This window comes from Pseudomonas sp. LBUM1661 (assembly GCF_059695925.1).
The window spans coordinates 3,506,302-3,529,127 of sequence record NZ_CP166794.1 but is presented as its reverse complement, the minus strand read 5'-3'; the positions used below and the strand labels follow the sequence as shown (position 1 = coordinate 3,529,127).

Annotated in this window: 25 protein-coding genes and 2 pseudogenes; 21 read left to right on the top strand and 6 right to left on the bottom strand. The window is 57.7% G+C overall.

Going from position 1 to position 22,826, the window contains the following annotated elements:
• The first annotated feature begins 216 nt into the window (after nucleotides 1–216).
• A complete protein-coding gene (gene gabP / locus ACA057_RS16100; protein ID WP_497340317.1) occupies nucleotides 217–1,623 on the top strand; it encodes a GABA permease in 1,407 nt (468 codons plus the stop codon).
• 115 nt (nucleotides 1,624–1,738) lie between these two features.
• Entirely contained in the window at nucleotides 1,739–2,830 is a 1,092-nt protein-coding gene (gene gbdR / locus ACA057_RS16095; protein ID WP_497340315.1) for a choline metabolism transcriptional regulator GbdR, read from the top strand.
• A gap of 52 nt (nucleotides 2,831–2,882) precedes the next feature.
• On the opposite strand, the gene ACA057_RS16090 is transcribed toward gbdR, so the two are convergent.
• A complete protein-coding gene (locus tag ACA057_RS16090; RefSeq protein WP_497340313.1) occupies nucleotides 2,883–3,779 on the bottom strand; it encodes a LysR substrate-binding domain-containing protein in 897 nt (298 codons plus the stop codon).
• 221 nt (nucleotides 3,780–4,000) lie between these two features.
• On the opposite strand from ACA057_RS16090, the gene ACA057_RS16085 reads away from it, so the two are divergent.
• The 11 genes and pseudogenes from ACA057_RS16085 to ACA057_RS16035 all read left to right on the top strand — a co-directional run.
• Nucleotides 4,001–5,077, top strand: a complete 1,077-nt coding sequence (locus ACA057_RS16085; protein WP_497340311.1) for an ABC transporter substrate-binding protein — start codon at nucleotides 4,001–4,003, stop codon at nucleotides 5,075–5,077.
• 69 nt (nucleotides 5,078–5,146) lie between these two features.
• On the top strand, nucleotides 5,147–6,220 hold the full coding sequence (locus tag ACA057_RS16080; RefSeq protein WP_497340309.1) for an ABC transporter ATP-binding protein: 1,074 nt from the start codon (nucleotides 5,147–5,149) through the stop codon (nucleotides 6,218–6,220).
• On the top strand, nucleotides 6,207–7,079 hold the full coding sequence (locus ACA057_RS16075) for an ABC transporter permease (RefSeq protein WP_497340307.1): 873 nt from the start codon (nucleotides 6,207–6,209) through the stop codon (nucleotides 7,077–7,079). Before ACA057_RS16080 ends, ACA057_RS16075 begins: the two co-directional genes overlap by 14 nt.
• Before the next feature lie 6 nt (nucleotides 7,080–7,085).
• A complete protein-coding gene (locus tag ACA057_RS16070; protein ID WP_497340305.1) occupies nucleotides 7,086–7,883 on the top strand; it encodes an ABC transporter permease in 798 nt (265 codons plus the stop codon).
• Nucleotides 7,880–9,022, top strand: coding sequence for an NAD(P)/FAD-dependent oxidoreductase (locus tag ACA057_RS16065; protein ID WP_497340303.1), 1,143 nt, complete (start codon nucleotides 7,880–7,882; stop codon nucleotides 9,020–9,022). Before ACA057_RS16070 ends, ACA057_RS16065 begins: the two co-directional genes overlap by 4 nt.
• Nucleotides 9,012–9,365: a (2Fe-2S)-binding protein gene (locus tag ACA057_RS16060; protein ID WP_497340301.1), complete on the top strand. Its 354-nt coding sequence runs from the start codon at nucleotides 9,012–9,014 to the stop codon at nucleotides 9,363–9,365. The genes ACA057_RS16065 and ACA057_RS16060 overlap by 11 nt, the downstream gene beginning before the upstream one ends.
• Nucleotides 9,362–10,738: an FAD/NAD(P)-dependent oxidoreductase gene (locus tag ACA057_RS16055; protein WP_497340299.1), complete on the top strand. Its 1,377-nt coding sequence runs from the start codon at nucleotides 9,362–9,364 to the stop codon at nucleotides 10,736–10,738. Before ACA057_RS16060 ends, ACA057_RS16055 begins: the two co-directional genes overlap by 4 nt.
• Nucleotides 10,731–11,909 (top strand): NAD(P)/FAD-dependent oxidoreductase, encoded by a 1,179-nt coding sequence (locus ACA057_RS16050; RefSeq protein ID WP_497340297.1) that lies wholly within the window; start codon nucleotides 10,731–10,733, stop codon nucleotides 11,907–11,909. Before ACA057_RS16055 ends, ACA057_RS16050 begins: the two co-directional genes overlap by 8 nt.
• Nucleotides 11,910–11,918: 9 nt before the next feature.
• Complete coding sequence (locus tag ACA057_RS16045) at nucleotides 11,919–12,272, top strand: RidA family protein (protein ID WP_497340295.1); 354 nt, start codon at nucleotides 11,919–11,921, stop codon at nucleotides 12,270–12,272.
• 216 nt (nucleotides 12,273–12,488) lie between these two features.
• The gene (locus ACA057_RS16040; RefSeq protein WP_497340293.1) at nucleotides 12,489–13,097 is read left to right on the top strand and encodes a dTMP kinase; all 609 of its coding nucleotides are present in this window, start codon (nucleotides 12,489–12,491) and stop codon (nucleotides 13,095–13,097) included.
• 255 nt (nucleotides 13,098–13,352) lie between these two features.
• Nucleotides 13,353–13,577: pseudogene (locus ACA057_RS16035) on the top strand (bifunctional diguanylate cyclase/phosphodiesterase); the annotation flags it as partial.
• Between the two features lie 202 nt (nucleotides 13,578–13,779).
• Here ACA057_RS16035 and ACA057_RS16030 read toward each other — a convergent pair.
• From ACA057_RS16030 to ppk2, 4 genes are all read right to left on the bottom strand, one after another.
• The gene (locus tag ACA057_RS16030) at nucleotides 13,780–13,962 is read right to left on the bottom strand and encodes a hypothetical protein (protein WP_497340291.1); all 183 of its coding nucleotides are present in this window, start codon (nucleotides 13,960–13,962) and stop codon (nucleotides 13,780–13,782) included.
• A 118-nt stretch (nucleotides 13,963–14,080) separates the two neighbouring features.
• A complete protein-coding gene (locus ACA057_RS16025) occupies nucleotides 14,081–14,293 on the bottom strand; it encodes a hypothetical protein (protein ID WP_497340289.1) in 213 nt (70 codons plus the stop codon).
• 67 nt (nucleotides 14,294–14,360) lie between these two features.
• Nucleotides 14,361–14,654 carry a DUF6388 family protein gene (locus tag ACA057_RS16020; RefSeq protein ID WP_497340287.1) on the bottom strand — a complete coding sequence of 98 codons (294 nt, stop codon included), beginning with the start codon at nucleotides 14,652–14,654 and terminating at the stop codon, nucleotides 14,361–14,363.
• 202 nt (nucleotides 14,655–14,856) lie between these two features.
• Nucleotides 14,857–15,765: a polyphosphate kinase 2 gene (gene ppk2 / locus ACA057_RS16015; RefSeq protein ID WP_497349928.1), complete on the bottom strand. Its 909-nt coding sequence runs from the start codon at nucleotides 15,763–15,765 to the stop codon at nucleotides 14,857–14,859.
• Nucleotides 15,766–16,011: 246 nt separating this feature from the next.
• Between ppk2 and pstS the strand changes: the two genes are divergently transcribed.
• The 6 genes from pstS to ACA057_RS15985 all read left to right on the top strand — a co-directional run bounded on the left by pstS (nucleotide 16,012) and on the right by ACA057_RS15985 (nucleotide 21,246).
• Nucleotides 16,012–17,043, top strand: coding sequence for a phosphate ABC transporter substrate-binding protein PstS (gene pstS, locus ACA057_RS16010; RefSeq protein WP_497340285.1), 1,032 nt, complete (start codon nucleotides 16,012–16,014; stop codon nucleotides 17,041–17,043).
• Between the two features lie 73 nt (nucleotides 17,044–17,116).
• On the top strand, nucleotides 17,117–18,082 hold the full coding sequence (gene pstC, locus ACA057_RS16005) for a phosphate ABC transporter permease subunit PstC (RefSeq protein WP_497340283.1): 966 nt from the start codon (nucleotides 17,117–17,119) through the stop codon (nucleotides 18,080–18,082).
• Nucleotides 18,082–18,975 carry a phosphate ABC transporter permease PstA gene (gene pstA / locus ACA057_RS16000; RefSeq protein WP_497340281.1) on the top strand — a complete coding sequence of 298 codons (894 nt, stop codon included), beginning with the start codon at nucleotides 18,082–18,084 and terminating at the stop codon, nucleotides 18,973–18,975. The genes pstC and pstA overlap by 1 nt, the downstream gene beginning before the upstream one ends.
• Nucleotides 18,976–19,051: 76 nt before the next feature.
• Nucleotides 19,052–19,813: a phosphate ABC transporter ATP-binding protein PstB gene (pstB, locus tag ACA057_RS15995; protein ID WP_497349926.1), complete on the top strand. Its 762-nt coding sequence runs from the start codon at nucleotides 19,052–19,054 to the stop codon at nucleotides 19,811–19,813.
• Nucleotides 19,814–19,912: 99 nt separating this feature from the next.
• Nucleotides 19,913–20,611 carry a hypothetical protein gene (locus ACA057_RS15990; protein ID WP_497349924.1) on the top strand — a complete coding sequence of 233 codons (699 nt, stop codon included), beginning with the start codon at nucleotides 19,913–19,915 and terminating at the stop codon, nucleotides 20,609–20,611.
• Entirely contained in the window at nucleotides 20,611–21,246 is a 636-nt protein-coding gene (locus ACA057_RS15985) for a hypothetical protein (RefSeq protein ID WP_497340279.1), read from the top strand. The genes ACA057_RS15990 and ACA057_RS15985 overlap by 1 nt, the downstream gene beginning before the upstream one ends.
• 256 nt (nucleotides 21,247–21,502) lie before the next feature.
• Here the strand turns inward: ACA057_RS15985 and ACA057_RS15980 are convergent, their stop codons facing one another.
• The gene (locus ACA057_RS15980; RefSeq protein WP_497349922.1) at nucleotides 21,503–21,751 is read right to left on the bottom strand and encodes a hypothetical protein; all 249 of its coding nucleotides are present in this window, start codon (nucleotides 21,749–21,751) and stop codon (nucleotides 21,503–21,505) included.
• 147 nt (nucleotides 21,752–21,898) lie between these two features.
• On the opposite strand from ACA057_RS15980, the pseudogene ACA057_RS15975 reads away from it, so the two are divergent.
• A pseudogene (locus ACA057_RS15975) lies at nucleotides 21,899–22,063 on the top strand (ParA family protein); the annotation flags it as partial.
• A gap of 173 nt (nucleotides 22,064–22,236) precedes the next feature.
• Nucleotides 22,237–22,650: an arsenate reductase ArsC gene (locus tag ACA057_RS15970; protein WP_497340277.1), complete on the top strand. Its 414-nt coding sequence runs from the start codon at nucleotides 22,237–22,239 to the stop codon at nucleotides 22,648–22,650.
• Nucleotides 22,651–22,826 lie beyond the last annotated feature (176 nt).

The following is a 22,826-nucleotide window of genomic DNA, read 5'->3' as shown; positions in this document are numbered from 1 at the left end:
GACGCGAAGGTGGCGCGCTCAGGCTACTTTCGTTACGGGTGAGACGCGTAAGGTGGCGCGTCATTCCCTGACAGTGAGCCGTTGTGAAGCCTGATGGGGAATGCTCAGAAGCGCTGAGGTTCGCCGCTTTCGATAAGAGGCAACAGGAAGGAATGATGATCGCCTGACCCTCAGTCAGCAGCTCTAACGTCGATCACCAGAGAACAAAAAAAAACAATGGATAGCCTGAACTCCAAAGATTCGAACGGTCAGTTGGCGCAGGGTTTCAAGCCGCGTCACGTCACAATGCTTTCTATCGCGGGGATTATTGGCGCGGGTTTATTTGTTGGCTCCGGTCATGCCATCGCTGCTGCCGGCCCAGCGGTATTGTTGGCTTATTTATGCTCCGGCCTGTTGGTCGTATTGGTCATGCGCATGCTGGGCGAAATGGCCGTGGCCAACCCGGACACCGGTTCCTTTTCTACCTATGCCGACCAGGCGATCGGGCGTTGGGCCGGCTTCACCATCGGCTGGCTTTACTGGTGGTTCTGGGTGTTGGTCATACCGATCGAAGCGCTCGCCGCCGGGCATGTCTTGAATCAATGGTTTCCCCAGATCGACACCTGGCTGTTTGCCTTGTCTTCCATTGTCCTGTTGGTCGTGACCAACCTGTTCAGCGTGTCCAAATATGGCGAGTTCGAATTCTGGTTTGCGATGGCCAAGGTCGTGGCGATCATCGGCTTTATCGGCCTTGGTTTTGCGGTGCTGATGGGTTGGATTCCCGAGCGGGAAGCCAGCGGGTTGAGTCGACTCATGGAGGAGCATGGCGGGTTTGCGCCCAACGGCTTGTCAGCGGTCGTAGGCGCGTTCATCACCATCATGTTCAGCTTCATCGGGACAGAAGCGGTGACCATCGCAGCCGCCGAATCCAGCAACCCCGCGCAGAACATCGCCAAAGCCACACGTTCGGTGATCTGGCGCATCGGCGTGTTCTACTTGCTGTCCATTTTCGTGGTCATTTCCGTGGTGCCCTGGAACGACCCGATGCTGGCGTCGGTAGGCTCTTATCAGCGGGCACTTGAGCTGATGAACATTCCCCATGCCAAGTTGCTGGTGGATATGGTGGTGTTGATTGCCGTGGCCAGCTGCATGAACTCGTCGATCTATATTTCCTCGCGCATGTTGTTTTCCTTGGGCAAGCGCGGTGATGCTCCGAAGCCGTTGAGGGTAACGTCGTCGGCGGGCGTGCCGAGGGCGGCGGTGATTGCCAGCACCGTACTGGGTGCCGGTGTGACCTTGTTCAGCTACTTCATGCCCGCTGGTTTATTCCAGTTTCTGCTCGCCAGTTCCGGTGCCATTGCGTTGCTGGTGTACCTGGTGATCGCCGTGTCGCAATTGCGCATGCGCAAGATTCTGCGTCGGCAGAACGTCACGCTGACCTTCAAGATGTGGTTGTTTCCCTGGCTCACCTGGTTGGTCATCGCCTTCATCTGCGCAGCGTTGGCGGTGATGATGGTGACGCCAGAGCACCGTCTGGAAGTGTCTTCAACCATCGGCCTGGCGTTGGTGATTTCTTTCATCGGCCTTGTGACCACGCGTCACCATGGGCGACCGCAGAGGGCGGTGTCGGCGCAACGTGCGTAGTCGTCATATTCCGCGCAAAAACCTGCTTGCGCTCTGATCAGTGCGCGAGCAGCGGCGGGGCGGTTAACACCGCCTGCGCCACGGGTCCTTACCGTTCGCTGCGAGAGTAACTTCGATGGCATACGACACCTCCAAGCCCGCACACCCCCAAACCATTGGCTTTTTGCTGCTGGATCAATTCACGTTGATCTCGCTGGCGTCTGCGGTTGAGCCTCTACGAATGGCCAATCAGTTGACCGGTCAAGAACTGTATCGCTGGCACACCTTCAGCTTGGGAGGCGAGCGGGTATGGGCAAGCGACGGCATGCCGATCACGCCGGATTCGTCGACGCATAACACAGCGATGCTTGATACGGTGATCGTCTGCGGTGGCATTGGCATTCAAGGCGCGGTGACTCGGGAGCACGTGACCTGGTTGCGATCCCAGGCGCGGCGCACGAAACGCATCGGGGGTGTGTGCACTGGTAGCTGGGCCTTGGCCCAGGCGGGGTTGCTGGATGGTTTCGACTGCAGCGTGCACTGGGAATTTCTGGCTGCCATGCAGGAAGCTTTTCCGCGCGTGAACCTCAGTTCCAGTCTATTCACCCTCGACCGTGACCGCTTCACCTGCTCTGGTGGAACCGCCCCCATGGACATGATGCTGCATCTGATCAGTCGCGATCATGGTCATGAACTGGCAGCGGCCATCTCCGAAATGTTTGTCTACGAGCGCATCCGTAACGAGCAGGATCACCAGCGAGTCCCCCTCAAGCACATGCTCGGCACCCATCAACCGAAGTTGCAGGAAATCGTCGCACTGATGGAGGCCAATCTGGAAGAACCGATCGAATTGGACGAACTGGCAAATTATGTCGGCTTGTCCCGTCGACAACTCGAGCGGTTGTTTCAGAAGTACTTACAGTCCTCGCCTTCGAGGTATTACCTCAAACTGCGCCTTATCCGCGCGCGTCAGTTGCTCAAGCAAACACCGATCTCCATCGTAGAGTTGTCTGTGGTGTGTGGTTTTGTGTCGACACCGCATTTTTCAAAGTGCTATCGCGAGTGTTTTGGCATTCCTCCCAGCGACGAGCGCTTGGTGACGCAAACGCTGCGGCAAGTGACAGTAAGGCAAACGACGCAGGCATTGCCATCGACACGGCCGATGAGCTTGCTGGATCAGGCACGTGATGAATCGACATTCGCAAGTGTCAAAATCGTGAAGTCCTGAACGATTCGGTGATCAGGGCCGGTGGGCTTTCGGCGGAGTGATCCGGGTCGAGCTAAACGGCATCCACCGCGTCTCGGTAGTACGCCTTCAGCGTATCGACGAACTCCTCGGCCAGTTGCGTCCTCGTTTGTGCGTTCGGCCAGATCACGTAGGTGGGAAAGAGGATGTCGGGTCTGAACGGTCTGATCACGATATCCCGATGCCGATAATCCTTGGCCACCAACGGATGGGCGAGGGTGACGCCCATGCCGAGTGCGACCATTTCGCAGTTGATCGCGCTGTATTGCGCTTCCACCGCCATCACCCGCTCGACGCCTGCCAGCTCGAACAAGCCATCCACCAGCGAGCGTGTGCCATCCCCGTGACAGAGCGAAACGAACGCTTGCCCTTCGAGGTCTTCGAAGGTGATCTGCGATCGTTCCGCCAGCGCATGTGAGCGAGGCAACACGCACACGGCTGCTATCTCGGCGAGCAACTCGACCTGTTGACTGTTGACGTCGCCGGGATGAACCACGATGCCGATGTCGCAGAACTGCGATTTCACCCATTGCTCCACCGTCGGCGAGGAGTTCACGTGCAACGACATCGTGAGTTCCGGGCGCGAGTCGGTGAAGGTCTTGATGACCCCGGGCAGCACGCTCATGCCGGTCGACGGGACGGCCGCCACACGCAAACGTCCGGTGCCCAGATTGCGGATGTTCTTCGCCGAATGCTTGAGGCTGTCGAGGCCGACATAAGCACGTTCCACTTCATGAAAGAACGCCTGACCTTCCTGGGTCGGGATCAGCCGCACGCCCGCGCGTTTGAACAGGGTCAGCCCGGTGCTCAGTTCCAGCTGTGCAATCAGCCGGCTGACATTGGGCTGCGAGGTGTACAGCACTTCCGCCGCCGCGGTCATCGAGCCCAATCGCATGACGCTGCGGAACGCTTCTATCTGCCTGAGATTCATGCCGACCATCCATATCAAATATGAATAACTAACCCGGATATTGTGATTTGACCCTATGGATAGTGCCTCGCAATACTTCAAACCAGCAACCCATAGCGCACATGAAGATGCGCCATCCCGTGATGTATTCGCCGGGACATGCACTGCGGTGCATGGCTTCGATTGACGCCGAAGCGACTGACGCATTGTTCGATCTGCCCCACGCACTTCGGAGATAGTCTGTGAATAGCCATAACTCGACCTCAGCAACACCGCCGTTTCGCCCTCTGAGCCGCATTACCACTGCTGTCGCTGTCGCCCTTGTCGGGCTGGGCAGTGGCGCCGCGTTTGCCGAGCCGACGCTGTATGTCGCCGGTGTCGGCGGTTCCACCGAGCAGATGTACAAGACCAAAGTCATCCCCGCGTTCGAGAAACAGCACAACGTCAAAGTGGTCTACGTCGCCGGCAACTCCACCGAAACCCTGGCCAAACTCCAGGCTCAGAAGGGCCGTCAGCAGATCAACGTGGCGATGATGGACGACGGGCCGATGTACCAGGCGCTGCAATTGGGCCTGTGCGAAAAACTCAGCGATGCCCCGGTCTACAAAGACCTCTATCCGCTGGCGCGCATCAGCCCTGAAGCCACCGGTGTCGGCATGGTCGCCACAGGCATCGGTTACAACGAAGAGGCGTTCAAGAAGCGTGGCTGGGCACCGCCCGATTCCTGGGAAAACCTCACCGATCCACGCTACAAGCAACTGCTGGGCATGCCACCGGTGACCAACACCTACGGTTTGCACACCCTGGTGGAAATGGCCCGTCTGCGGGGCGGCGGTGAGAAGGACATCAACCCCGGCTTCAAGGCGCTCAAGGATGAAATCGGCCCGAATGTCCTGGCCTGGGTGTCGGCCCCCGGTGAAATGGACGGGATGATGCAGAACGGCGACGTGGTCATGGCGGTGTATGGCAGCGGTCGTGCGGTGGCGCTGCAAGAGACCGGCTTCCCGCTCAAATTCATCTACCCCAAAGAAGGCGCGATTGCCTTGCAGATCGCCGCCTGTGGCATCACGCCCAATGCGCAGCCGGAGCTGTCGCAGCAATTCATTCAGTATGTGTTGTCACCCGAGGTGCAGACGATCCAGGCCCGGCAAAACGGCTTCGCGCCGGTCAACCAGACCGTCACGCTTGAGCCGGACATTGCCGCGCGCATGCCCTATGGCCCGGAGAAGGTCAGTGCGTTGATCAAGGTCGATTGGGACACGATCAACCAGCAGCGCAGCGAGTGGACGACGCGCTGGAATCGCACGGTCGAACGCTAGCCGCTCAGGGGTTCCGATCCTTCCCGAAATCATTCTGGAGACGCAGGCCCGCGCCTGCGTGGCAAGCCAATGGCATTTCTCACACTCGAAGGCATCGTCAAGACGTATGGCAGTTTCAGGGCCATCGACGGATTGAACCTGGAAGTCCGGCACGGCGAATTCATCGCCTTGCTCGGGCCTTCCGGATGCGGCAAAACCACCACCCTGCAATCCATTGCCGGCTTCGTCCAGCCCACCGAGGGGCGCATCGTCCTCGATGGCCGCGACATCACCCATGTGCGTCCCGAGCAGCGGGGCCTGGGCATCGTCTTTCAAAGCTACGCGCTGTTCCCGCACATGACCGTGGCGCAGAACATCAGTTTCGGCCTGGAAATGCGCGGCGTACCCAAGACCGAACGCAGCAAGCGTATCGACGAAGCCCTGGACCTGGTACGCCTCGGCGGCCTCGGCGAGCGTTACCCCAAGGCGCTGTCAGGCGGGCAACGGCAACGGGTGGCGATTGCCCGGGCCCTGGCCATTCGGCCCAACCTGTTGCTGCTCGACGAACCGATGTCCAACCTCGACGCCAAACTGCGCGAAGAGATGCACATCGAGTTGCGGGCGATTCAACGCGACCTGGGCATCACCACGATTCTGGTGACCCACGATCAGGTCGAGGCCATGACCATGAGCGACCGTATCGCGGTGATGCAAAAAGGCCGGATCGTGCAGATCGACACACCCTACGAAGCGTACGAGCGCCCGCATTCACCGTTTGCCTCGGCGTTCCTGGGCAAGACCAACGCCTTCGCGGGCGCGGTGCAAACCCGCAATGCTCGCTGCTGCAATGTGCAGGTCAAGGACACGCTGTTGCACGTACCTCACGAGGATCGCTCGCTGGGCAACGACGTCAACGTCTACATCCGCCCGGAAAAAATCCGCCTGACGGAGGCGGGCAGGGGACGTTTGAACGGGCGCATACGCCTGCGCGTGTTCCTCGGCAACCTGTGGTTGATCGCGGTGGAAAGCAGCTTTGGTGTGGTGCACATGACCCAGCCCAACCTGGGCTCGCCACCGCCCGATGAAAACGCTGAAGTCGGGTTGGACTGGTCAGACGACGACCTGCGTCTGCTGGATCGGGAGGTCGCCCATGGCCAGGTATGACGCCGAACACGTCGGCACGGCGCCGTGGTTGCTGAGCGGGCCGGCACTCTTGGTGTTCGTTGCGCTGTTGCTGGTGCCGCTGCTGTTGACCGCGGTGTTGTCGCTCAATTTGTTCAGCGACACCGAAGGCGTGTTGCCGGTCTACAGCCTCGGCAATTATCTGGAAGTGTTCAAGGACGGCTATTTCCACGAAATCTTTCTGCGCACCGGCGGCATGGCACTGGCGGTCACGGTCCTCTGCGTGCTGCTCGGCGTACCGGAAACCATCATCATTGCGCGCATGGCGCCGCGCTGGCGTTCGTTGTTTTTGCTGGTGGTGCTGGGGCCGTTGCTGATCTCGGTGGTGGTCCGCACGCTCGGCTGGGCGATCCTGCTGGGTAACAACGGTCTGATCAACGATGCCTTGCAGGCGCTGGGGATTACCGATCAACCGGTGAAGATGTTGTTCACCCAGCTCGGAGTGATTATCGCGCTGACCCACGTGCTGGTGCCGTTCATGGTGATTGCCGTATGGGCCACTTTGCAGCGCCTGGACCTGCAGGTGGAATGGGCCGGCCTGTCCCTCGGCGCGTCGCGTCTGACGGTGTTCCGCCGCATCATCCTGCCGCAGATCATGCCCGGCATTCTCTCCGGCTCGATCATTGTCTTCGCCCTGGCGGCGTCAGCCTTCGCGACCCCCGCGATCATTGGTGGTCGACGTCTGAAGGTGGTGGCGACGGCGGCCTATGACGAATTCCTCGGCACCCTCAACTGGCCGCTCGGCGCCGCCATCGCAATGCTCCTGCTGGTTGCCAACCTGATCATCATTCTGGGTTGCAGCAAGCTGGCCGAGCGTCGCTTCAAGCAAGTCTTCGAGTAACCCGCCATGCACAAGAACGGATTTTTCTCGCTGCTGTTTCATCTGCTGTTCATCACGTTTATCGTCGCGCCGCTGGTGGTGGTCATGGCGATGGCGTTTACCGACAAGGGCTATCTATCGCTGCCCACCAACGGTTTGTCGTTGCGCTGGTTTCGGGCGTTGCTTGCGAACCAGGAAATGCTCGATGCGCTCTTCCTGTCGCTCAAGCTGGGCCTGGTCTCGGCCACCGTCGCCACGTTGCTGGCGGTCCCGGCGGCATTGGCGATCAGCCGATACGAGTTTCCAGGGCGCGGCACACTGACTGGTTTTCTGCTGTCGCCGCTGATGATTCCCTCCGTGGTGCTGGGCATTGCCTTTCTGCGATTTTTCTCCATGGCGCAGATTGGCGGATCGTTCTGGGCGCTGAGCATTACCCATGTAATCGTGGTGCTGCCTTACGCATTGCGGTTGACGCTGGCCTCGACCATTGGCCTGGAGCGCGACATCGAACAGGCGGCCTTGTCCCTCGGCGCGCGGCGCTGGACGGCTTTCTACCGGGTGGTTTTGCCACGTATCCGCACCGGTGTCATCGGCGGCTGGATGCTGGCATTCATTCAGAGCTTCGACGAACTGACCATGACCGTGTTCGTCGCCACGCCCGGCACCACCACCTTGCCGGTGGCCATGTACAACCAGATTTCCCAGACCATTGACCCGTTGATCACCGCCGTCTCCACGGTGCTGATCGTCGGCACCGTGTTGTTGATGCTGGTGCTGGATCGCCTGGTCGGGCTGGATCGGGTACTGATCGGAGAAGGCAAATGAGCCAGGACAGACACAACGTCGTGCAGTCGGACGTGATTGTGATCGGCGGAGGGCTGGTGGGGACGGCGGTGGCCTATGGGTTGGCCCGCAGCGGTGTCGACACCGTGGTCCTCGATCAGGGCGACGATGCGTTTCGCGCTTCGCGGGGCAATTTCGGCCTGGTCTGGGTCCAGGGCAAGGGCCATGACCTGCCGGATTACGCGCGCTGGACGCGCTCTTCGGCGAGTCGCTGGCCGGCGCTTGCCCAAGCGCTGATGGCCGACAGCGGCGTCGACGTGCAGCTCAAGCAACCGGGTGGTTTTCACCCGTGCTTCAGCGACGAAGAACTGCTGGAGCGCCAGTCACGCTTACAGACCTTGCAGGATGCGTTGGGTGATTACCCGTTCGAGATGCTGGACGCCGCCGACGTGAAAGCGCGTTTGCCGCTGATCGGACCGGCCGTGATCGGCGCCAGTTACACGCCGCAGGATGGCCACGTCAATCCATTGAAACTGCTGCGGGCCTTGCACACGTCGGCGCAGGCCAAGGGCACACGACTGCATGGCAACGTGCAGGTCGATCGCATCGATTGCGCCCCCGGAGAATTTCGTGTCAAGGCCGGTCAGCGTTGCTTTGTCGCGCCACGGGTCGTGCTGGCTGCCGGGCTCGGCAACGCGGCGTTGGCGCGGCAGGTGGGCCTGTATGCACCGGTCGCACCCAATCGCGGGCAGGTGTTGATCAGTGAGCGGGTGCGGCCCTTTCTCGATTACCCGACCCTCAATGTCCGGCAGACCGACGAAGGCACGGTGCAGCTGGGCGATTCGATGGAGGAGGTGGGTTTCGATGACGGCACTTCCACTGCCGTGTTGGCCGCCATCGCCAAACGCGGCGTCTCGACTTTTCCGTTGCTGCGTGATGTGCGGCTGGTCCGTGCCTGGGGCGCATTGCGGGTGCTGAGCCCGGACGGATTTCCCATCTACCAGCAATCCAGCGCCCACCCCGGTGCCTTCGTGGTCACCTGCCACAGCGGCGTGACCCTGGCGGCGGCCCATGCCTTGCGCATCGCGCCGTGGATCATGGGCGGGGCTCCCCCCGATGAGCTGGAGGTGTTTACCGGTGATCGTTTTCTAACTGATAAGGTGTTTTCACATGCGCACTGATCCGCTGTTTCAACCCGTCATCAGTGAAGTCAGGGCGACGCGGACCGTGAGCCTGACCTTCAACGATCAACCGCTGACGGTGCCCGCTGGCATCAGCGTCGCCGCGGCATTGCTGATGTCCGGCATCAGCCGGTTTCGCGCCACACCGGTCAGCGAATCGCCCCGTGCCCCGTATTGCATGATGGGCGTGTGCTTCGAGTGCCTGGTGGACATCGACGGCGTTCCCAATCGCCAAAGCTGCCTGATCGAAGTGGTTGACGGCATGCGCATTCGTTCCCAGGAAGGCGCCCGGGATTTGATCTATCAACCGATGAATGTCCAGGCCGTGGAGGTGCAGTCATGAACCGCGAAACCGTCGATGTCGTGGTGGTGGGTGCAGGCGCGGCCGGCATGGCCGCCGCGACGCACATGGCCGGGCTGGGCTTGCAGGTGGTGTTGCTGGATGAGCAGGGCAGTCCGGGTGGTCAGATTTATCGGGGCATCACCCTGGCGCCGCTGTCGCGACGGGACCTGCTCGGGCCGGATTATGCTCACGGCAATCAACTGGCTCAGGCCCTGGCATCGTCCAGCGTGCGCTATGAAAAAGACGCCTCGGTGTGGCAGGTGACCCGCGATCATCAGGTCAGTTATCTGCGCGACGGGCGTCTGTATACCCTGGACGCCAAAGCCGTGTTGCTGGCGACCGGTGCCATGGAGCGGCCGTTTCCGATTGCCGGCTGGACCTTGCCCGGCGTGATGAGTGCCGGTGCTGCGCAGATCCTGCTGAAAAGCTCAGGCCTGGCGCCGAGCGAACCGGTGGTCTTGGCCGGTTGTGGCCCGCTCCTGTATTTGCTCGGCTGGCAGTACCTGCGGGCTGGCGTGAAGATCAAAGCCCTGGTCGACACCACGCATCCCGCCGATTACTGGCGTGCCCGTCGGCACCTGTTTGCTGCTCTGCGCGCCTGGCCTTATCTGCGCAAGGGGCTGGAACTGATGCGCAGCCTGCGCAGTGCCGGGATCGCTCATTACAGCGGTGCCGAGCAACTGGCGGTCGAGGGCGAAGAGGCGGCACAGGCCCTGACCTTCAGCGTGTCCGGCAAGGCGCAGCGCATCGCCACCCGTTGCGTGCTGCTGCATCAGGGCGTGGTGCCGAATATCCAATTCAGTCAGGCATTGCGCGCGCGGCATGAATGGGATCTGGATCAGCTGTGTTTCAGGCCGGTCACCGATCCGTGGGGTGAACTGGATGTGCCGGGTGTCTACGTCGCCGGAGACGGTGCCGGCATCGGTGGCGCTCAGGCAGCGGCCGTGCAGGGCCAGTTGGCGGCGCTGGGGATCGCCTCACAACTCAAGACCCTCAGCACCGCTGAACGTGATGACAAGGCTCGCGTGTTGCGCGTGCAGCTTGAGGCCAACTTGCGGATTCGGCCTTTTCTCGATGCGCTCTATCAGCCCAAAGAACAAAACCGCATTCCGGCCGATGAGGTGATGGTGTGTCGCTGCGAGGAAGTGACGGCGGGCGAACTGCGCGGCTTCGTCGCCCTGGGGTGTTCGGGCCCGAACCAGGCCAAGTCATTTGGTCGTTGTGGCATGGGGCCGTGTCAGGGGCGCATGTGCGGCCTGACCGTGACCGAAGTCATCGCCAAGGCCCGTGGCGTATCGGCGGCGCAAGTGGGTTACTACCGCATTCGTCCGCCGATCAAACCCATCACGTTGGGAGAGCTGGCCGGTGAGTGAGTCGAGCAAACGCCAGGCTGATGTGCTGGTCATCGGTGGCGGTATCCATGGCTTGAGCACGGCGTTTTATCTGGCACAAGCCGGGGTCAAGGTGACCGTGCTGGAAGCGGAGTATTGCGGCCGCCATGCCTCCGGCGTCAATGCCGGTGGCGTGCGCACGTTGGGCCGTCACATTGCGGAAATTCCATTGGCGCTAGCCTCGCGTGATCTGTGGCATGAACTGAAAAACACGCTGGGCGATGATGGCGGTTTTGTCCCCAGCGGCCAGCTCAAACTGGCGGAGAACGTGGCGGAACTGGAGGCGTGCCGGCAGCGGGTCGAGCACCTTCAGGCGTTGGGTTTCAGCCATGAAGTGTTGATCGATCAACACCAGGTGTTCAACAAAGTACCGGCCGTAGCGCGGCACGTGACGGGCGGCATCTGGGTCGAGGACGACGGTTACGCGGTGCCTTACAAAACCGTCACCGCGTTTCGCCTGGCCGCGGAAAAACGCGGCGTACAGATTCACGAAAACACGTGCGCGCAACGCATCGAGCAGACAGGTACCCGGTGGCGAGTGTCGACGCCTACGGGCAGTTTCACTGCCGAACACCTGGTGGTGACGGCAGGCGCCTGGGCCGCAGGCCTGGCGGCCAAGATTGGCGAGCCGGTGCCCGTGCACCCGGAAGGGTTGATGCTGATGGTCACCCATCGCGTGGCACCTTTCTGTGCCCCCGTGCTGGGAGCCACAACCCGAGCACTGTCGTTCAAACAGTTTGCCAATGGTACGGTAGTGATTGGTGGCAAGCTGATCGGGTCACTGGATTTTCTCGCGCGCCATGGCGAGGTCGACATGCAGCGACTGGGCAGCAGCGCGCGCACGGTCACTGATTTGTTTCCACATTTAAAACACTTGGGTGTCAATCGCGTCTGGGCCGGCGTCGAAGCATTCACGGCCGATGATCTGCCGGTGATCGGCGCCAGTCGCAAAGCCAGTCACTTGAGTTATTCATTCGGTTTCTGCGGCAGCGGCTTTCAGATGGGCCCTGGCACCGGCAAGCGTCTGGCCCAACTCATTCTTGGCGAGCATTCGGACATCTCACTGGAACCGTTCGCCATCGATCGATTTACCGTAGCCGCCAGCGCGCTGGCGTCTGCTTTTCCTTACGCTTCAACCATCCCGCAACATTGAGGAGTTCACATGCTCGACATTACACGCATCGAAACCAATCAGCGCATGAGCCGCGTCGTTCAATGCAACGGCTTCACCTTCCTCGGCGGCCAGACAGCCACCGACCGGACCCAGGACATCAAGGGCCAGACCGCTCAGGTACTGGCGAAAATCGATAACTTCCTGGCTCAGGCAGGCCTGGACAAAACCCGCATTCTCACCGCCCAGGTCTGGTTGAAGGACATCCAGGCCGACTTCGCCGGCATGAACGAGGTGTGGGACGCCTGGGCGCCAGAAGGCCATGCACCTGCGCGTGCCACCGTTGAATCGCGTCTGGCGGCGCCGGACTTGCTGGTGGAAATCACCGTCGTCGCGGCGGGCTGATCGCGAGCGGCTCATGGAGTGAACCGGGATTACCGGTTGACTCCATGTTCACATAACGGCTCATCGCCATTGTGAGACCCGTTAGCCAGAAATCAGGTTAGAGTGTTCATCAACGTCTGTTCACAACGGCCCGCCACTTGATTCGCGAAATCGCGCCAAGTGCTTGCAACAAAAGAACCGGGCAAAAAAAACCATCTATCAATCGTTATGTGAAGAATGAATCCTCCGCTGTTTATTTCTCTAGACGGGCCCAAGGGAACCGGCAAAACCACACTGTTGGAGGCCGTTACGAAAGTACTGAGGGCAGACAACAAAAAGGTGATCCGACTCTGCGAGAGCAAAAGCGATCCCTATCGGGGGGAAACAATGGCCCTCGTTAACAAACTCGTCAGAAATCCCACTCGGGATATAGAGTTGGAGGTGTGTGAGCGCTTTGCTGACAGCCGTACCTGGATTTCCGAGCACGTGCTGACTAAACAGCCTTTAGGCAGCATCATCTTGATCGATCGCTGGTACCCGTCTGATGCCGCTTTCCGCCGGACAATCCCGTTTGCAGAGATTCTCCAGTTAAACATTGATCGAAACGTGCGAGTGCCAGACCTGCATGTCGGGGTTGTCGCCGACCCTGAAATTTCATGGGCGAGGGCGGTGGCACGCCGGCGTGGGCTGAGCAGTACGGTGATCCATAAGCTGGAAGAACATGTCGCTTGTACCGAGGCCTTTGAGCGAGCGATTGCCGATCATGGCTGGGTTTTATGCCGTAATGAAGGAACCATCGAAGACGCAACGATGCAGGTGGTTTCTGAGATCTACAGAGTCCTGTAGATGCTCCGTAGACAGCGAACGCGAAGCCGTACAGGAGGGGGATGAAACTGGCCGAGAAATAGCCGCGAGTCGAGCAAGCGAAGTCAGCCAAACGGCGGCAATCTGATACTGTTTTTTATGTTGGATCTGAGCCTTTTTTTAGCGGGTCGGTGCTCTATAGAGTGCGCGTCCGACGCACTAGTGGACAGTGATCGGCTGCCCACTATTTCAGGCTCTCTGAAGACCGGACGACCTCGAGAGTCTTCAGGAAACACCATGAATACTCGTCCAAGCTTTCACAGCAAGACCTTCCCCGAGTCGCAACGTGACATTCTCGGTATGATCGCGACCGATCATCACCTGGGCGACATACTCTGCGCCATCTGCCAGATGCTTGACGATCAGGCCCCCGAAACCTTCTGCTCTATCCTGCTCACTGATGCCGAGGGCAAACGCTTGCTGAGCGGCGCGGCGCCCAGCCTGCCGGTCGAATACAGTGACGCGATTCAGAGCTGCGCAGCTACCGCACTAGAAAAAGCTGAGATCCAGTTGAAAGACTTGGCAACACGGCTGCCAAAATCTTCGGGCAAAAAAAAGCTGCCTAAAGTGGCAGCAGAAGAATGAGCGCGTTTTGAATGGTCTGAGTATTGCGGGCCGAAATTTACAAATCGATGATGGTTTTTTGTCCATCGATGCCTGCACCTTAAGACAGCTCAACGACAGGTCTGTTTATGCTGATAGGCCAACGGTGGGCTGCATTTACACGATCTTCCAGCGTTTTTACGAACGCTTCAGCTTCGGCATAGCTGCAAAATTTGACGCACCATGCATCCATCCACACAAGCCAACCTTCGGGCGTGCTCGCTTCTTCGATTCTGATCAGCATCACGAGAATCCTTTCATGAGGTAACTCGGATCAATGACGAGCCTAAACAAAAGAGCTCGTACCCTTTCGACGCCTAAGTATCGACTCTCAAGTGATCCAGAGAATTGGGCGGTAGGATTCATCTGATGGCTTTTCTCAGTGCCTCAATGCCCTTTCTGACGGATTCGGCATTCAAGTCGAGCGTGGCGATTGCGCCAAGGGCGTTGCTGGAAACGCCAGTAGATCCCCTTTGATCTATCCACATTGCTATCGACTCAATGGGATCGGCCAGCGCGAGTTGGTTTTCGTGGAGGGTTTCGAGTATGTCCGGTAGTTGGGGAGGGGATGACATGGCGACATTTCCTCAGAATGAACTGAAAGACTAGCAGCGTCAGAGAGGACGTGCAGAATCATCAAAGCTATCCCGTTATGTTGTGCAACCGACAGTAATCAGCCCATGACACGTTGACCATTTCGGCTATCTCCTTGTGCGCGGCAAGAATACGTTGGTGCGCCTGTTCTTCGGAGGTCGCAATCAATTGCAGTGTCAACTCCCAAGAGCCTACACCCAGTCTCTCGGCTTCATTCTCGTATGCCTGCTCAATCAGCTCCTGCTGTTCATTGGTACTCAGCATGCGGATGCGTTTCTTGAAGGTCGGGTTGTTGCTCAAGAAGCGAGCGCGTGCGTCCTGGGATTCTTTCAGAGTCAGCAAGCAGTCTCCCTGTCGCGATTCAACGACCCGAATTTTGGCCTTCGAATGCGATGAGTTTTCTGGTGTAGCTGTTTATTGTCTGCTCCTATGTAGAGGCGGTGAGCAGCAGCCCCTTGCCCAGCGCTGTAATACCACCAAGGATACTCATGCTCGGCTTGCGTAGGCGGGGTGCTCGTTGCAGGGCGCCCCTGTTCGACCTGACTTAGTAGACCTGAGGCACGATGAGTTCCGATGGCGTCGGGTTGCGGGAGTAGTCCTCCTGCCGCACGCGCTGAGGCAGTTCAATCATAGGTAGCTCCACTTCTTCGTAGGGCATCTGCCCGAGCAGATGATGGATGCAGTTGAGGCGGGCTTTTTTCTTGTCGTCGGCTTGCACCACCCACCATGGTGCTTCGGCGATGTGGGTGCGTTCGAGCATGATTTCCTTGGCCTTGGTGTAGGCCTTCCAGCGCCGACGGGATTCCAGATCCATGGGGCTGAGTTTCCACTGCTTAAGCGGGTCATGGATGCGGCTGAGAAAGCGCAGGTGCTGTTCTTGGTCGGAAATGGAAAACCAGTATTTAATCAACTGAATGCCGGAGCGAGCGAGCATCCGCTCAAACTCTGGCACCGTGCGAAAAAACTCTTCGTACTGATCGTCATTGCAAAACCCCATGACCTTTTCGACCCCGGCGCGGTTGTACCAACTACGGTCGAAGAGCACTATTTCACCAGCTGCCGGCAGGTGCGAGACGTAGCGCTGGAAGTACCATTGGGTACGTTCGCGGTCATTGGGTGCAGGCAGAGCGGCGACACGACAGACCCGAGGATTGAGTCGTTGGGTAATGCGCTTGATAACACCACCTTTGCCGGCTGCATCACGTCCTTCGAACAGAATCACTACTTTGTGACCAGTCTTGACCACCCAGCTTTGCAGCTTCACCAGTTCGCCTTGCAGGCGGAACAGTTCGCTGAAATAGAGTCGTCGGGCTTCCTTCTCACTTCCGGCCTCGGCGTGTTCATCGAATAGCGCATTCAGGTCATGCCCGTCTTCGGATAATTCCAGTTCCAGCTCTTCGTCACTGTGATCGAGCAGCTCGCGGTGGATGCGCTGTATCAGGGTGTCTTCGATTGAGGGTATGGGACAAACTCGTGTCGGGAAGGGCCTGGCAAAGTGTTAGTCGTAACTTGTTACGAATTAATTACATCAACTTGTGATTTGGGGCAACCAGATAAGGAGTGTGGCCACCAGCGCCATGTGATAGCTGCCTAGATAGACAAGTGATGTCAGCGACATTTTTATGCCATTCGATTTTCATAAAAACGTCACAAAATTGTTGCAGAGTTTGGGAGCCCGATATCACAAGGAGTTCCTTCGATGAAAAGTTTCATGAAGTCTGCTGCGCTCGCCATTACGGTTTCTCTTTGTGCCACCTCAGTGTCCTTTGCTGCGGAAAGCGTTCGCCTGACAGGTTCCGGCGCCAGTTTTCCGGCTCCGATTTATCTCACCTGGTTCAAGGATTTCAGCAAGAAAAGCGCTGGCGTCACTGTGGATTACCAATCCAAGGGCAGCGGTGCGGGTGTACAGGACTTTTTGAACAAAACCGTTGATTTCGCGGCCAGTGACTCGGCGATGAAAGACGAGGACATCGCCAAGGTGGCCGAGGGCGCGCAATTGCTGCCGATGACTGCGGGTGAAATCGTGCTGGCGTATAATCTGCCGGGCAGTCCCAAAGGGCTCAAACTGCCACGCGACGTTTATTCCAACATTTTCCTCGGCAAGATCACTCGATGGAATGATCCTCAGCTCGTCGCGGCCAATCCCGAGCTGAAACTTCCGGATATGCCGATCACCATTGTCGTGCGTGCAGACTCCAGCGGTACTACCGCAGTCTTCACAAAACACATGGCAGCAATCAATCCAGAGTTCAATAAGGCGTTAGGTGAAGGCAACACCGTCAACTGGCCGGCCAGCGACAAATTCATCAAATCGCCCAAGAACGATGGTGTGACGGCCACCGTACGCCAGACCCCGGGCGCCATTGGGTACATCGAATACGGCTTCGCAAAACTGGCCAAGGTCGACTTTGCCCAGTTGCAGAACAAGGCCGGTCAGTACGTTGTGCCAAACGCAGAGAGCGGTGCCGAGGCTCTCGCTGCGGTGAAGATGCCGGAGAGCCTGGTTGCTTGGCTGCCTGACCCGGACGGTGCCAAGTCTTACCCGATCACTTCCTATACCTGGATGATCTTCCGTAAGCAAAACGAGAACCCGGCCAAGGCCAAAGCCATGCGTGAGATGGTCGAATACAGTCTGACAGAGGGTCAGAAAATTGCCGATTCGATGGGTTACATTCCCCTGCCGCAATCGGTCATCGATCAAGTTCGCAAGGCTTCCGCCAACATTCAGTGACACTTGCGAGGCCTCTTTCGGCGTGTGCTTTTAGCCTCGCCGAAGAGATTTCCCCTACGCTGCGGAATAGCCCATGAACAAGCCATTTGTCGTACCGGTTAATCCGGATTCTGCCTGCCGCCCCCCATCTGCGAAAGATTTTCTGGTCGATCGCACCTTCCGCGCGCTTGCGCGCATAGGTGTAGTTCTCGTTCTGGCGCTGGTATTTGCCTTGGTATTCGAGGTAGGGCGCAAGGCACTACCAGGCATGGAGAAACACGGTCTGGACGTCCTTTTAGGTACCGTCTGGGATGTGAATCAGGGCAAGTACGGCATTCTGCCGGCCATTTGGGGCACGCTCTACAGCGCCTTTATAGCGTTAGCGATCGCAGGTTTTTTCGGCGTCAGCATGGCGATTTTCCTGACCCAGGATTTCCTGCCTGCGCAACTCGCGGCCATTTTTCGCACCATTGTCGAATTGCTCGCGGCCATTCCCAGCGTCGTTTATGGTCTGTGGGGAATCTACGTGGTAATCCCGGCCATTCGCCCCCTCACGGATTGGTTAAACAGCGAACTTGGCTGGATACCCTTTTTCGGTACGACCTTGAGCGGGCCGGGACTGTTACCTGCAGCATTAGTACTTGCCATCATGATCCTGCCGACTATTGCTGCCGTTTCACAGGATGCCCTCACCGGCGTTCCGATGAAAACCAAGCAGGCGGCCTACGGGATGGGTACCACCCATTGGGAAGCGATTCTCAAAGTAATGGTGCCCTCCGCTGCTACAGGCATTTTTGGCTCGCTGGTGTTGGGTCTGGGCCGGGCCCTGGGTGAAACGATGGCCCTGGCTATGTTGGTAGGAAACTCAAACAATATTTCTCTCTCTCTGTTTGCACCAGCCAATACGCTGGCGGCGTTGTTGGCGCTGAACTTTCCCGAAGCGGGGCCGACCGAGATTGAGGTTTTGATGTATGCCGCACTGGTGCTGATGTTGATCACTCTCATAGTGAACGTCATCGGATCCATGATAATGGTCTATGCCCAGCGTGGTACTAAATGATGAGAGACCTCACTTCTCCTACAGCCGCTTTGCCAAGTCTGCAGCGCAAGTTTGAAGGCCGCGCCTTGCGCAGCCTGGTGTTGACCACGCTGGTCTGGGGCGGTGCTCTGCTGGCCAGTGTGCCGCTGATTTCCGTGCTCTATATGCTCATCACGCGAGGCGGTGCTCGCCTTAGTCTAGAGGTATTCACCGAACTACCGCCGACCGGATTCGAGACGGGCGGCGGCTTCGGCAACGCGATGGCCGGCACCTTTGTCATGGTCGGTATCGCAGCCGCCATCGCGGTTCCCGTTGGCATCATGGCGGCGATCTTTCTGGCGGAGCTGGGCCCGGACAGCAAGCTGGCTAACGCCGCGCGCTTTGCCGCCAAGATGCTCACGGGGCTGCCTTCGATTTTGGCCGGGGTTTTTGCCTACGCGCTGGTGGTGATGACCACCGGTACCTACTCGGCACCTGCAGGTGGCGTGGCACTGGCGGTACTGATGCTGCCCATCGTTGTGCTGACCGCTGAAGAGTCGATGCGGATGGTGCCAAAAATCATGAAGGATGCCGCCTATGGCATGGGCTGCACCCGCTCGCAGGTGATCTGGAAAATCGTATTGCCAACGGGCCTGCCGGCGATCCTCACCGGCGTCATGCTGGCCGTGGCTCGCGCAGCGGGCGAGACGGCGCCGTTGTTGTTTACTGCGCTGTTCAGCAACTACTGGATCTACCACGACGGCAGTCTGGCGGTGATGAATCCGACCGCATCGCTTGCCGTGCTGATTTACAACTTCTCTGGTATGCCGTTCGACAATCAGCTTGAGCTCGCATGGGCGGCCTCGCTGGTGCTGGTGATGATCGTGCTGGTCGTGAATGTTGTCAGCCGTATTTTCGGCAAGCCAAAGTTTTGAGAATGGGAGCATCTGAACTGTGAATGTATTATCCGTGCAAAAAACTGCCCCGTTTGAAATCCAGGCACCATTGGTCATGGACTGCAAGCTGGACAAGATTTTTTATGGCAACTTCATGGCCGTGCGCGACAGCCATGTACCGATCGAAAAAAACAAGATTACCGGATTCATCGGCCCCTCCGGCTGCGGCAAGAGCACTGTCCTGCGCAGCCTCAATCGGATGAATGATCTGGTAAAAGGCTTTCGTTTCGAGGGCCATGTGCAGTTCCTCGGGCAAGACGTCTATGGCAAGGGCGTTGATCCAGTGGTGGTGCGCCGCTACATCGGGATGGTATTTCAACAACCGAACCCGTTCTCGATGAGCATTTTCGATAATGTTGCTTTTGGCTTGCGCCTCAATCGTTACCAGGGTGATCTGGGTGATCGCGTAAAGCACGCCCTGCAGGGCGCGGCGCTTTGGGATGAGGTCAAGGACAAGCTCAAGGTCAGCGGTCTGTCCCTTTCGGGAGGCCAGCAGCAACGGCTTTGTATCGCCCGCGCTATCGCGACCGAACCTGAAGTGCTGTTGCTGGATGAGCCCTGCTCGGCACTCGACCCGATTGCCACCCGCCGGGTCGAAGAACTGATGGTCGAGTTGAAGAAGGATTACACCATTGCTCTGGTAACTCACAATATGCAGCAGGCGATCCGTGTTGCTGACACGACAGCTTTTTTCTCGGTTGATATTTCGCAGGGAACGCGCACAGGCTATCTGGTTGAGATGGGCCCGACTGCCCAGATTTTCGACAGTCCGCGCGAACAACTGACGAGCGACTACATAAGCGGCAAGTTTAGCTAACCGACGTTCAACCAATGCCGCATGCCGCCAATGGCCAAGTCGCCTTGGCGTTCATCCGGTCGTTTTACTTTCTCACACATGATTTCTTCGAGATTGCCCATGCCTGCAAAGCGTCGTCTTGATTTGCCAGCGATTGAGCGTGCGCTACGTGAAGTGCAGGGTCGCTTCGCTGAACTCAGCAGGCATTTTACCGAGCCGCGTGATCCCTTGACTGACGAAGTGCTGTGCAATGTACTTGATGGCTATGCACTGATTGACGACTACGTTGCACGTGGCGTCGACCTGTTTGATCTTCAGCACCTGAACCTGATGCTGGAGATCAATGCCACGGTTCTCTGTGGCCGAGATCCGGCGCGCCGACTGGAATTCGCTCAACACCTTGCGGCTACCGAGGAACACTTCTTCAACAACGTTGAGGGCGGCATCAAGGACTTGTTCAATTGGTATTGCGCGTATCGCAGCGAATCTGTCTGGAAGCGTGCCGCCGGTGTCTATGTTCGCATTCTCAGCAAGCCGCAATTGTTCATTGAAGGTAATAACCGCAGCGGGTCGCTCATTGTCAGCTATTTGCTCATGCGCGCAGGTTTGCCGCCGTTTGTGCTGTCGCTGGAAAACGCCGAGGGCTACTTCAACCCGTCTTCGGTCATACGCAACTCTGCCAAGCACGGGGTGAAGGCGTTGTACGAATTGCCCAAGATCAAGAAAAAATATGCGGCCTTCCTGGAAGAGCAGTCCCCGGATCTGATGGAGTTTTTCCTGAGCGAAACACCGCTGTCCGTTTATCAGGGAGGCCATTGATGCGCTGGTATCCGACGCTAAAAAAATGCCGAACTTCCAGCAATCGCGTGTGGCAGGCAATCCAGTGTGCAATCCCCATGCACCTGTTCAGGCGTCAGCGTCTACGCATTTCGTTCGATATAGATGACACGTTGGCCTGTCAACTCCATCACTGCGCAGTCGAGCAAAGCAGGCTGCCGGCATTTGTTCATCGTTGGCTGGGCGAGCCATTGCGTATGGGAACACGCGACCTGACCCGAGAGTTACGCAGACAGGGATGCAGTGTCTGGGTCTACACGTCGTCCGGTCGGACACCTTCGTACATCAGGCGCTGGTTATTACTGCATGGTATCCACGTTGACGGTGTGGTCAACAGTGTTCGGCATAACCGTGCCCTGACGGTACATGGGCTTTCGAACGCCCCCTCGAAATTCCCGCCAGCATTTGATATCGACTTGCATGTCGATGATTCCGAGGGCGTGCAAATTGAGGGCTATGATCACGGTTTTCGCGTCGTTGTAGTACGTCCGGATGATGAGAACTGGGCGAAGAGAGTCTTGGATGCAGCAGCTGAAGTCCAGGCACAGCTAGTTTGGCAGCAACCGCTCAGACACAAAAAACCATCGCAACAACGCACAGAGGTTTTTTCCTCCTGATGTCGATACGTCTGAATTTTTTGGATCATTCGCAGCGGCATCTGGCGTCTCAGGGGGCACCGCTAGCAAAATTGAACATCCATGCGGTACGTCATCGATATGTGCCACTGACGAGGGCCAGGCGCACCGCCGAAGCGATACGCGAATTCCTGTACCAGCAGCACAGGGATGAAGGGCCCGCACCGATGATCGCCAACGGCATGTTCAAGTCACGCCCACCGGAAGCTAGGGCGTAAAGCCCTGCGGATAGTAGATGTCACTTTTTCTTTTTCTCCGGCTTTTCTGCCTTCTCTGATTTCTTAGCCTTTTCTGGCTTGCTATCAGCTTTTTTTGCAGATTTCTTCGGTTCGGCATCTTTTTTCTTGTCTTTCTTTTCGGAAGATTTCGAAAGAGCCGAGGCAGCAGCTGATTTCTTTGCCGGTGATGACTTTTTGTCTTTTAATTCCTTGCTGGCTTTGGAAGCTTCACCTTTGCTTTTCTTCTCGTCTTTAGCCACGTTGCCCACCTCTCGGAGTATGCCGCTATTGGCAAAATTGCCTGTGGGATGATCCACAAGCTGATCATTAGGCGAGCGCGTCTAAAAGCGGTTCAAATTATTTTGAAGCGTCGAAATAGGCTTTGGGTGATGGGCTTCCACCGCAATCTGTTGTAAGAGCTCATTAAGGAAGGGTTGCCGATTCTCCCGGTGTATCTCGGCAACTCGGTTAAGATGCGTGAATCCCATGAGCGGTGCCTACCCTTGATTCATCTCGACAGGCATCACAAGCTGACAGGCCAGTTCGTTGAGCTCTTGAATGTGTTGGAGGAAGCAAACTGAATCAGCGCTGCTCAATCTGACCTGTCTACCGCCACCGCAATGCCCACCGATGACGCGGGCATTGAAAGATTTGGAAATAGTACATTCCATCGACTTGAAGCCGGGTGATCACAAACGCTGCTTAACTGAGATTGTCGTTTTCTCAGATCACTGTTCGAGCGGAGGAGAAAGGAATGACTGGCAAAATGCGGGTGCTGTTTGTCTGCGCCAAGAATGATGTCCGTTCCGTGTGGGCAGAAGCGCTGCTTCGCCACACTGACTCCTCAAACTTTGAAGCTTTTAGTGCTGGCCTTGAGCCTGGTGAAGTTGACCCTAGAACCTTGGAGTCTCTCGAGCACATAGGCATAGAGACCAATGACCTGCGCAGCAAATCAATAGGTGAATTTGAGGGGCAGGAGTTCCATTACGTGATCACACTGTGTGACAAGTCTTCCGAGGAGGCAGCACGGATGCCGACCTCCGGCGAGGTCATCGTGTGGAGTTTTGAAGACCCGACGACCAGTGAGCGACATGAACCTTTTCGCCATGCGCTTCAGGAGATTCACGACCGGATTAAGATGTTTGTCACGGTAAAGACTAGGCAGTGAAGATATGAGCGCTCAGCAAATTTCTCTGCAATAAGGATGAGCTGATTCGACTTCCATTTATGCATGCAACGTAATGTCTCGTGCCAACGAGCCTCAACTCGATTGAACGCTTTAGCCCGAAAGATCAGCGATGAGTATTCGGGGCGGGTGGGGAATATCTTTGAGGTGAGTGGCGA

Bases quoted from the DNA above. Each gene is read 5' to 3' on its own strand.
- gabP (WP_497340317.1), top strand. From the start codon at position 217: ATGGATAGCCTGAACTCCAAAGATTCGAACGGTCAGTTGGCGCAGGGT.
- gbdR (WP_497340315.1), top strand. From the start codon at position 1,739: ATGGCATACGACACCTCCAAGCCCGCACACCCCCAAACCATTGGCTTT.
- ACA057_RS16090 (WP_497340313.1), bottom strand. From the start codon at position 3,779: ATGAATCTCAGGCAGATAGAAGCGTTCCGCAGCGTCATGCGATTGGGC.
- ACA057_RS16080 (WP_497340309.1), top strand. From the start codon at position 5,147: ATGGCATTTCTCACACTCGAAGGCATCGTCAAGACGTATGGCAGTTTC.
- ACA057_RS16075 (WP_497340307.1), top strand. From the start codon at position 6,207: ATGGCCAGGTATGACGCCGAACACGTCGGCACGGCGCCGTGGTTGCTG.
- ACA057_RS16070 (WP_497340305.1), top strand. From the start codon at position 7,086: ATGCACAAGAACGGATTTTTCTCGCTGCTGTTTCATCTGCTGTTCATC.
- ACA057_RS16065 (WP_497340303.1), top strand. From the start codon at position 7,880: ATGAGCCAGGACAGACACAACGTCGTGCAGTCGGACGTGATTGTGATC.
- ACA057_RS16060 (WP_497340301.1), top strand. From the start codon at position 9,012: ATGCGCACTGATCCGCTGTTTCAACCCGTCATCAGTGAAGTCAGGGCG.
- ACA057_RS16055 (WP_497340299.1), top strand. From the start codon at position 9,362: ATGAACCGCGAAACCGTCGATGTCGTGGTGGTGGGTGCAGGCGCGGCC.
- ACA057_RS16045 (WP_497340295.1), top strand. From the start codon at position 11,919: ATGCTCGACATTACACGCATCGAAACCAATCAGCGCATGAGCCGCGTC.
- ACA057_RS16040 (WP_497340293.1), top strand. From the start codon at position 12,489: ATGAATCCTCCGCTGTTTATTTCTCTAGACGGGCCCAAGGGAACCGGC.
- ACA057_RS16030 (WP_497340291.1), bottom strand. From the start codon at position 13,962: ATGCTGATCAGAATCGAAGAAGCGAGCACGCCCGAAGGTTGGCTTGTG.
- ACA057_RS16025 (WP_497340289.1), bottom strand. From the start codon at position 14,293: ATGTCATCCCCTCCCCAACTACCGGACATACTCGAAACCCTCCACGAA.
- pstS (WP_497340285.1), top strand. From the start codon at position 16,012: ATGAAAAGTTTCATGAAGTCTGCTGCGCTCGCCATTACGGTTTCTCTT.
- pstC (WP_497340283.1), top strand. From the start codon at position 17,117: ATGAACAAGCCATTTGTCGTACCGGTTAATCCGGATTCTGCCTGCCGC.
- pstA (WP_497340281.1), top strand. From the start codon at position 18,082: ATGAGAGACCTCACTTCTCCTACAGCCGCTTTGCCAAGTCTGCAGCGC.
- pstB (WP_497349926.1), top strand. From the start codon at position 19,052: ATGGACTGCAAGCTGGACAAGATTTTTTATGGCAACTTCATGGCCGTG.
- ACA057_RS15990 (WP_497349924.1), top strand. From the start codon at position 19,913: ATGCCTGCAAAGCGTCGTCTTGATTTGCCAGCGATTGAGCGTGCGCTA.
- ACA057_RS15985 (WP_497340279.1), top strand. From the start codon at position 20,611: ATGCGCTGGTATCCGACGCTAAAAAAATGCCGAACTTCCAGCAATCGC.
- ACA057_RS15970 (WP_497340277.1), top strand. From the start codon at position 22,237: ATGACTGGCAAAATGCGGGTGCTGTTTGTCTGCGCCAAGAATGATGTC.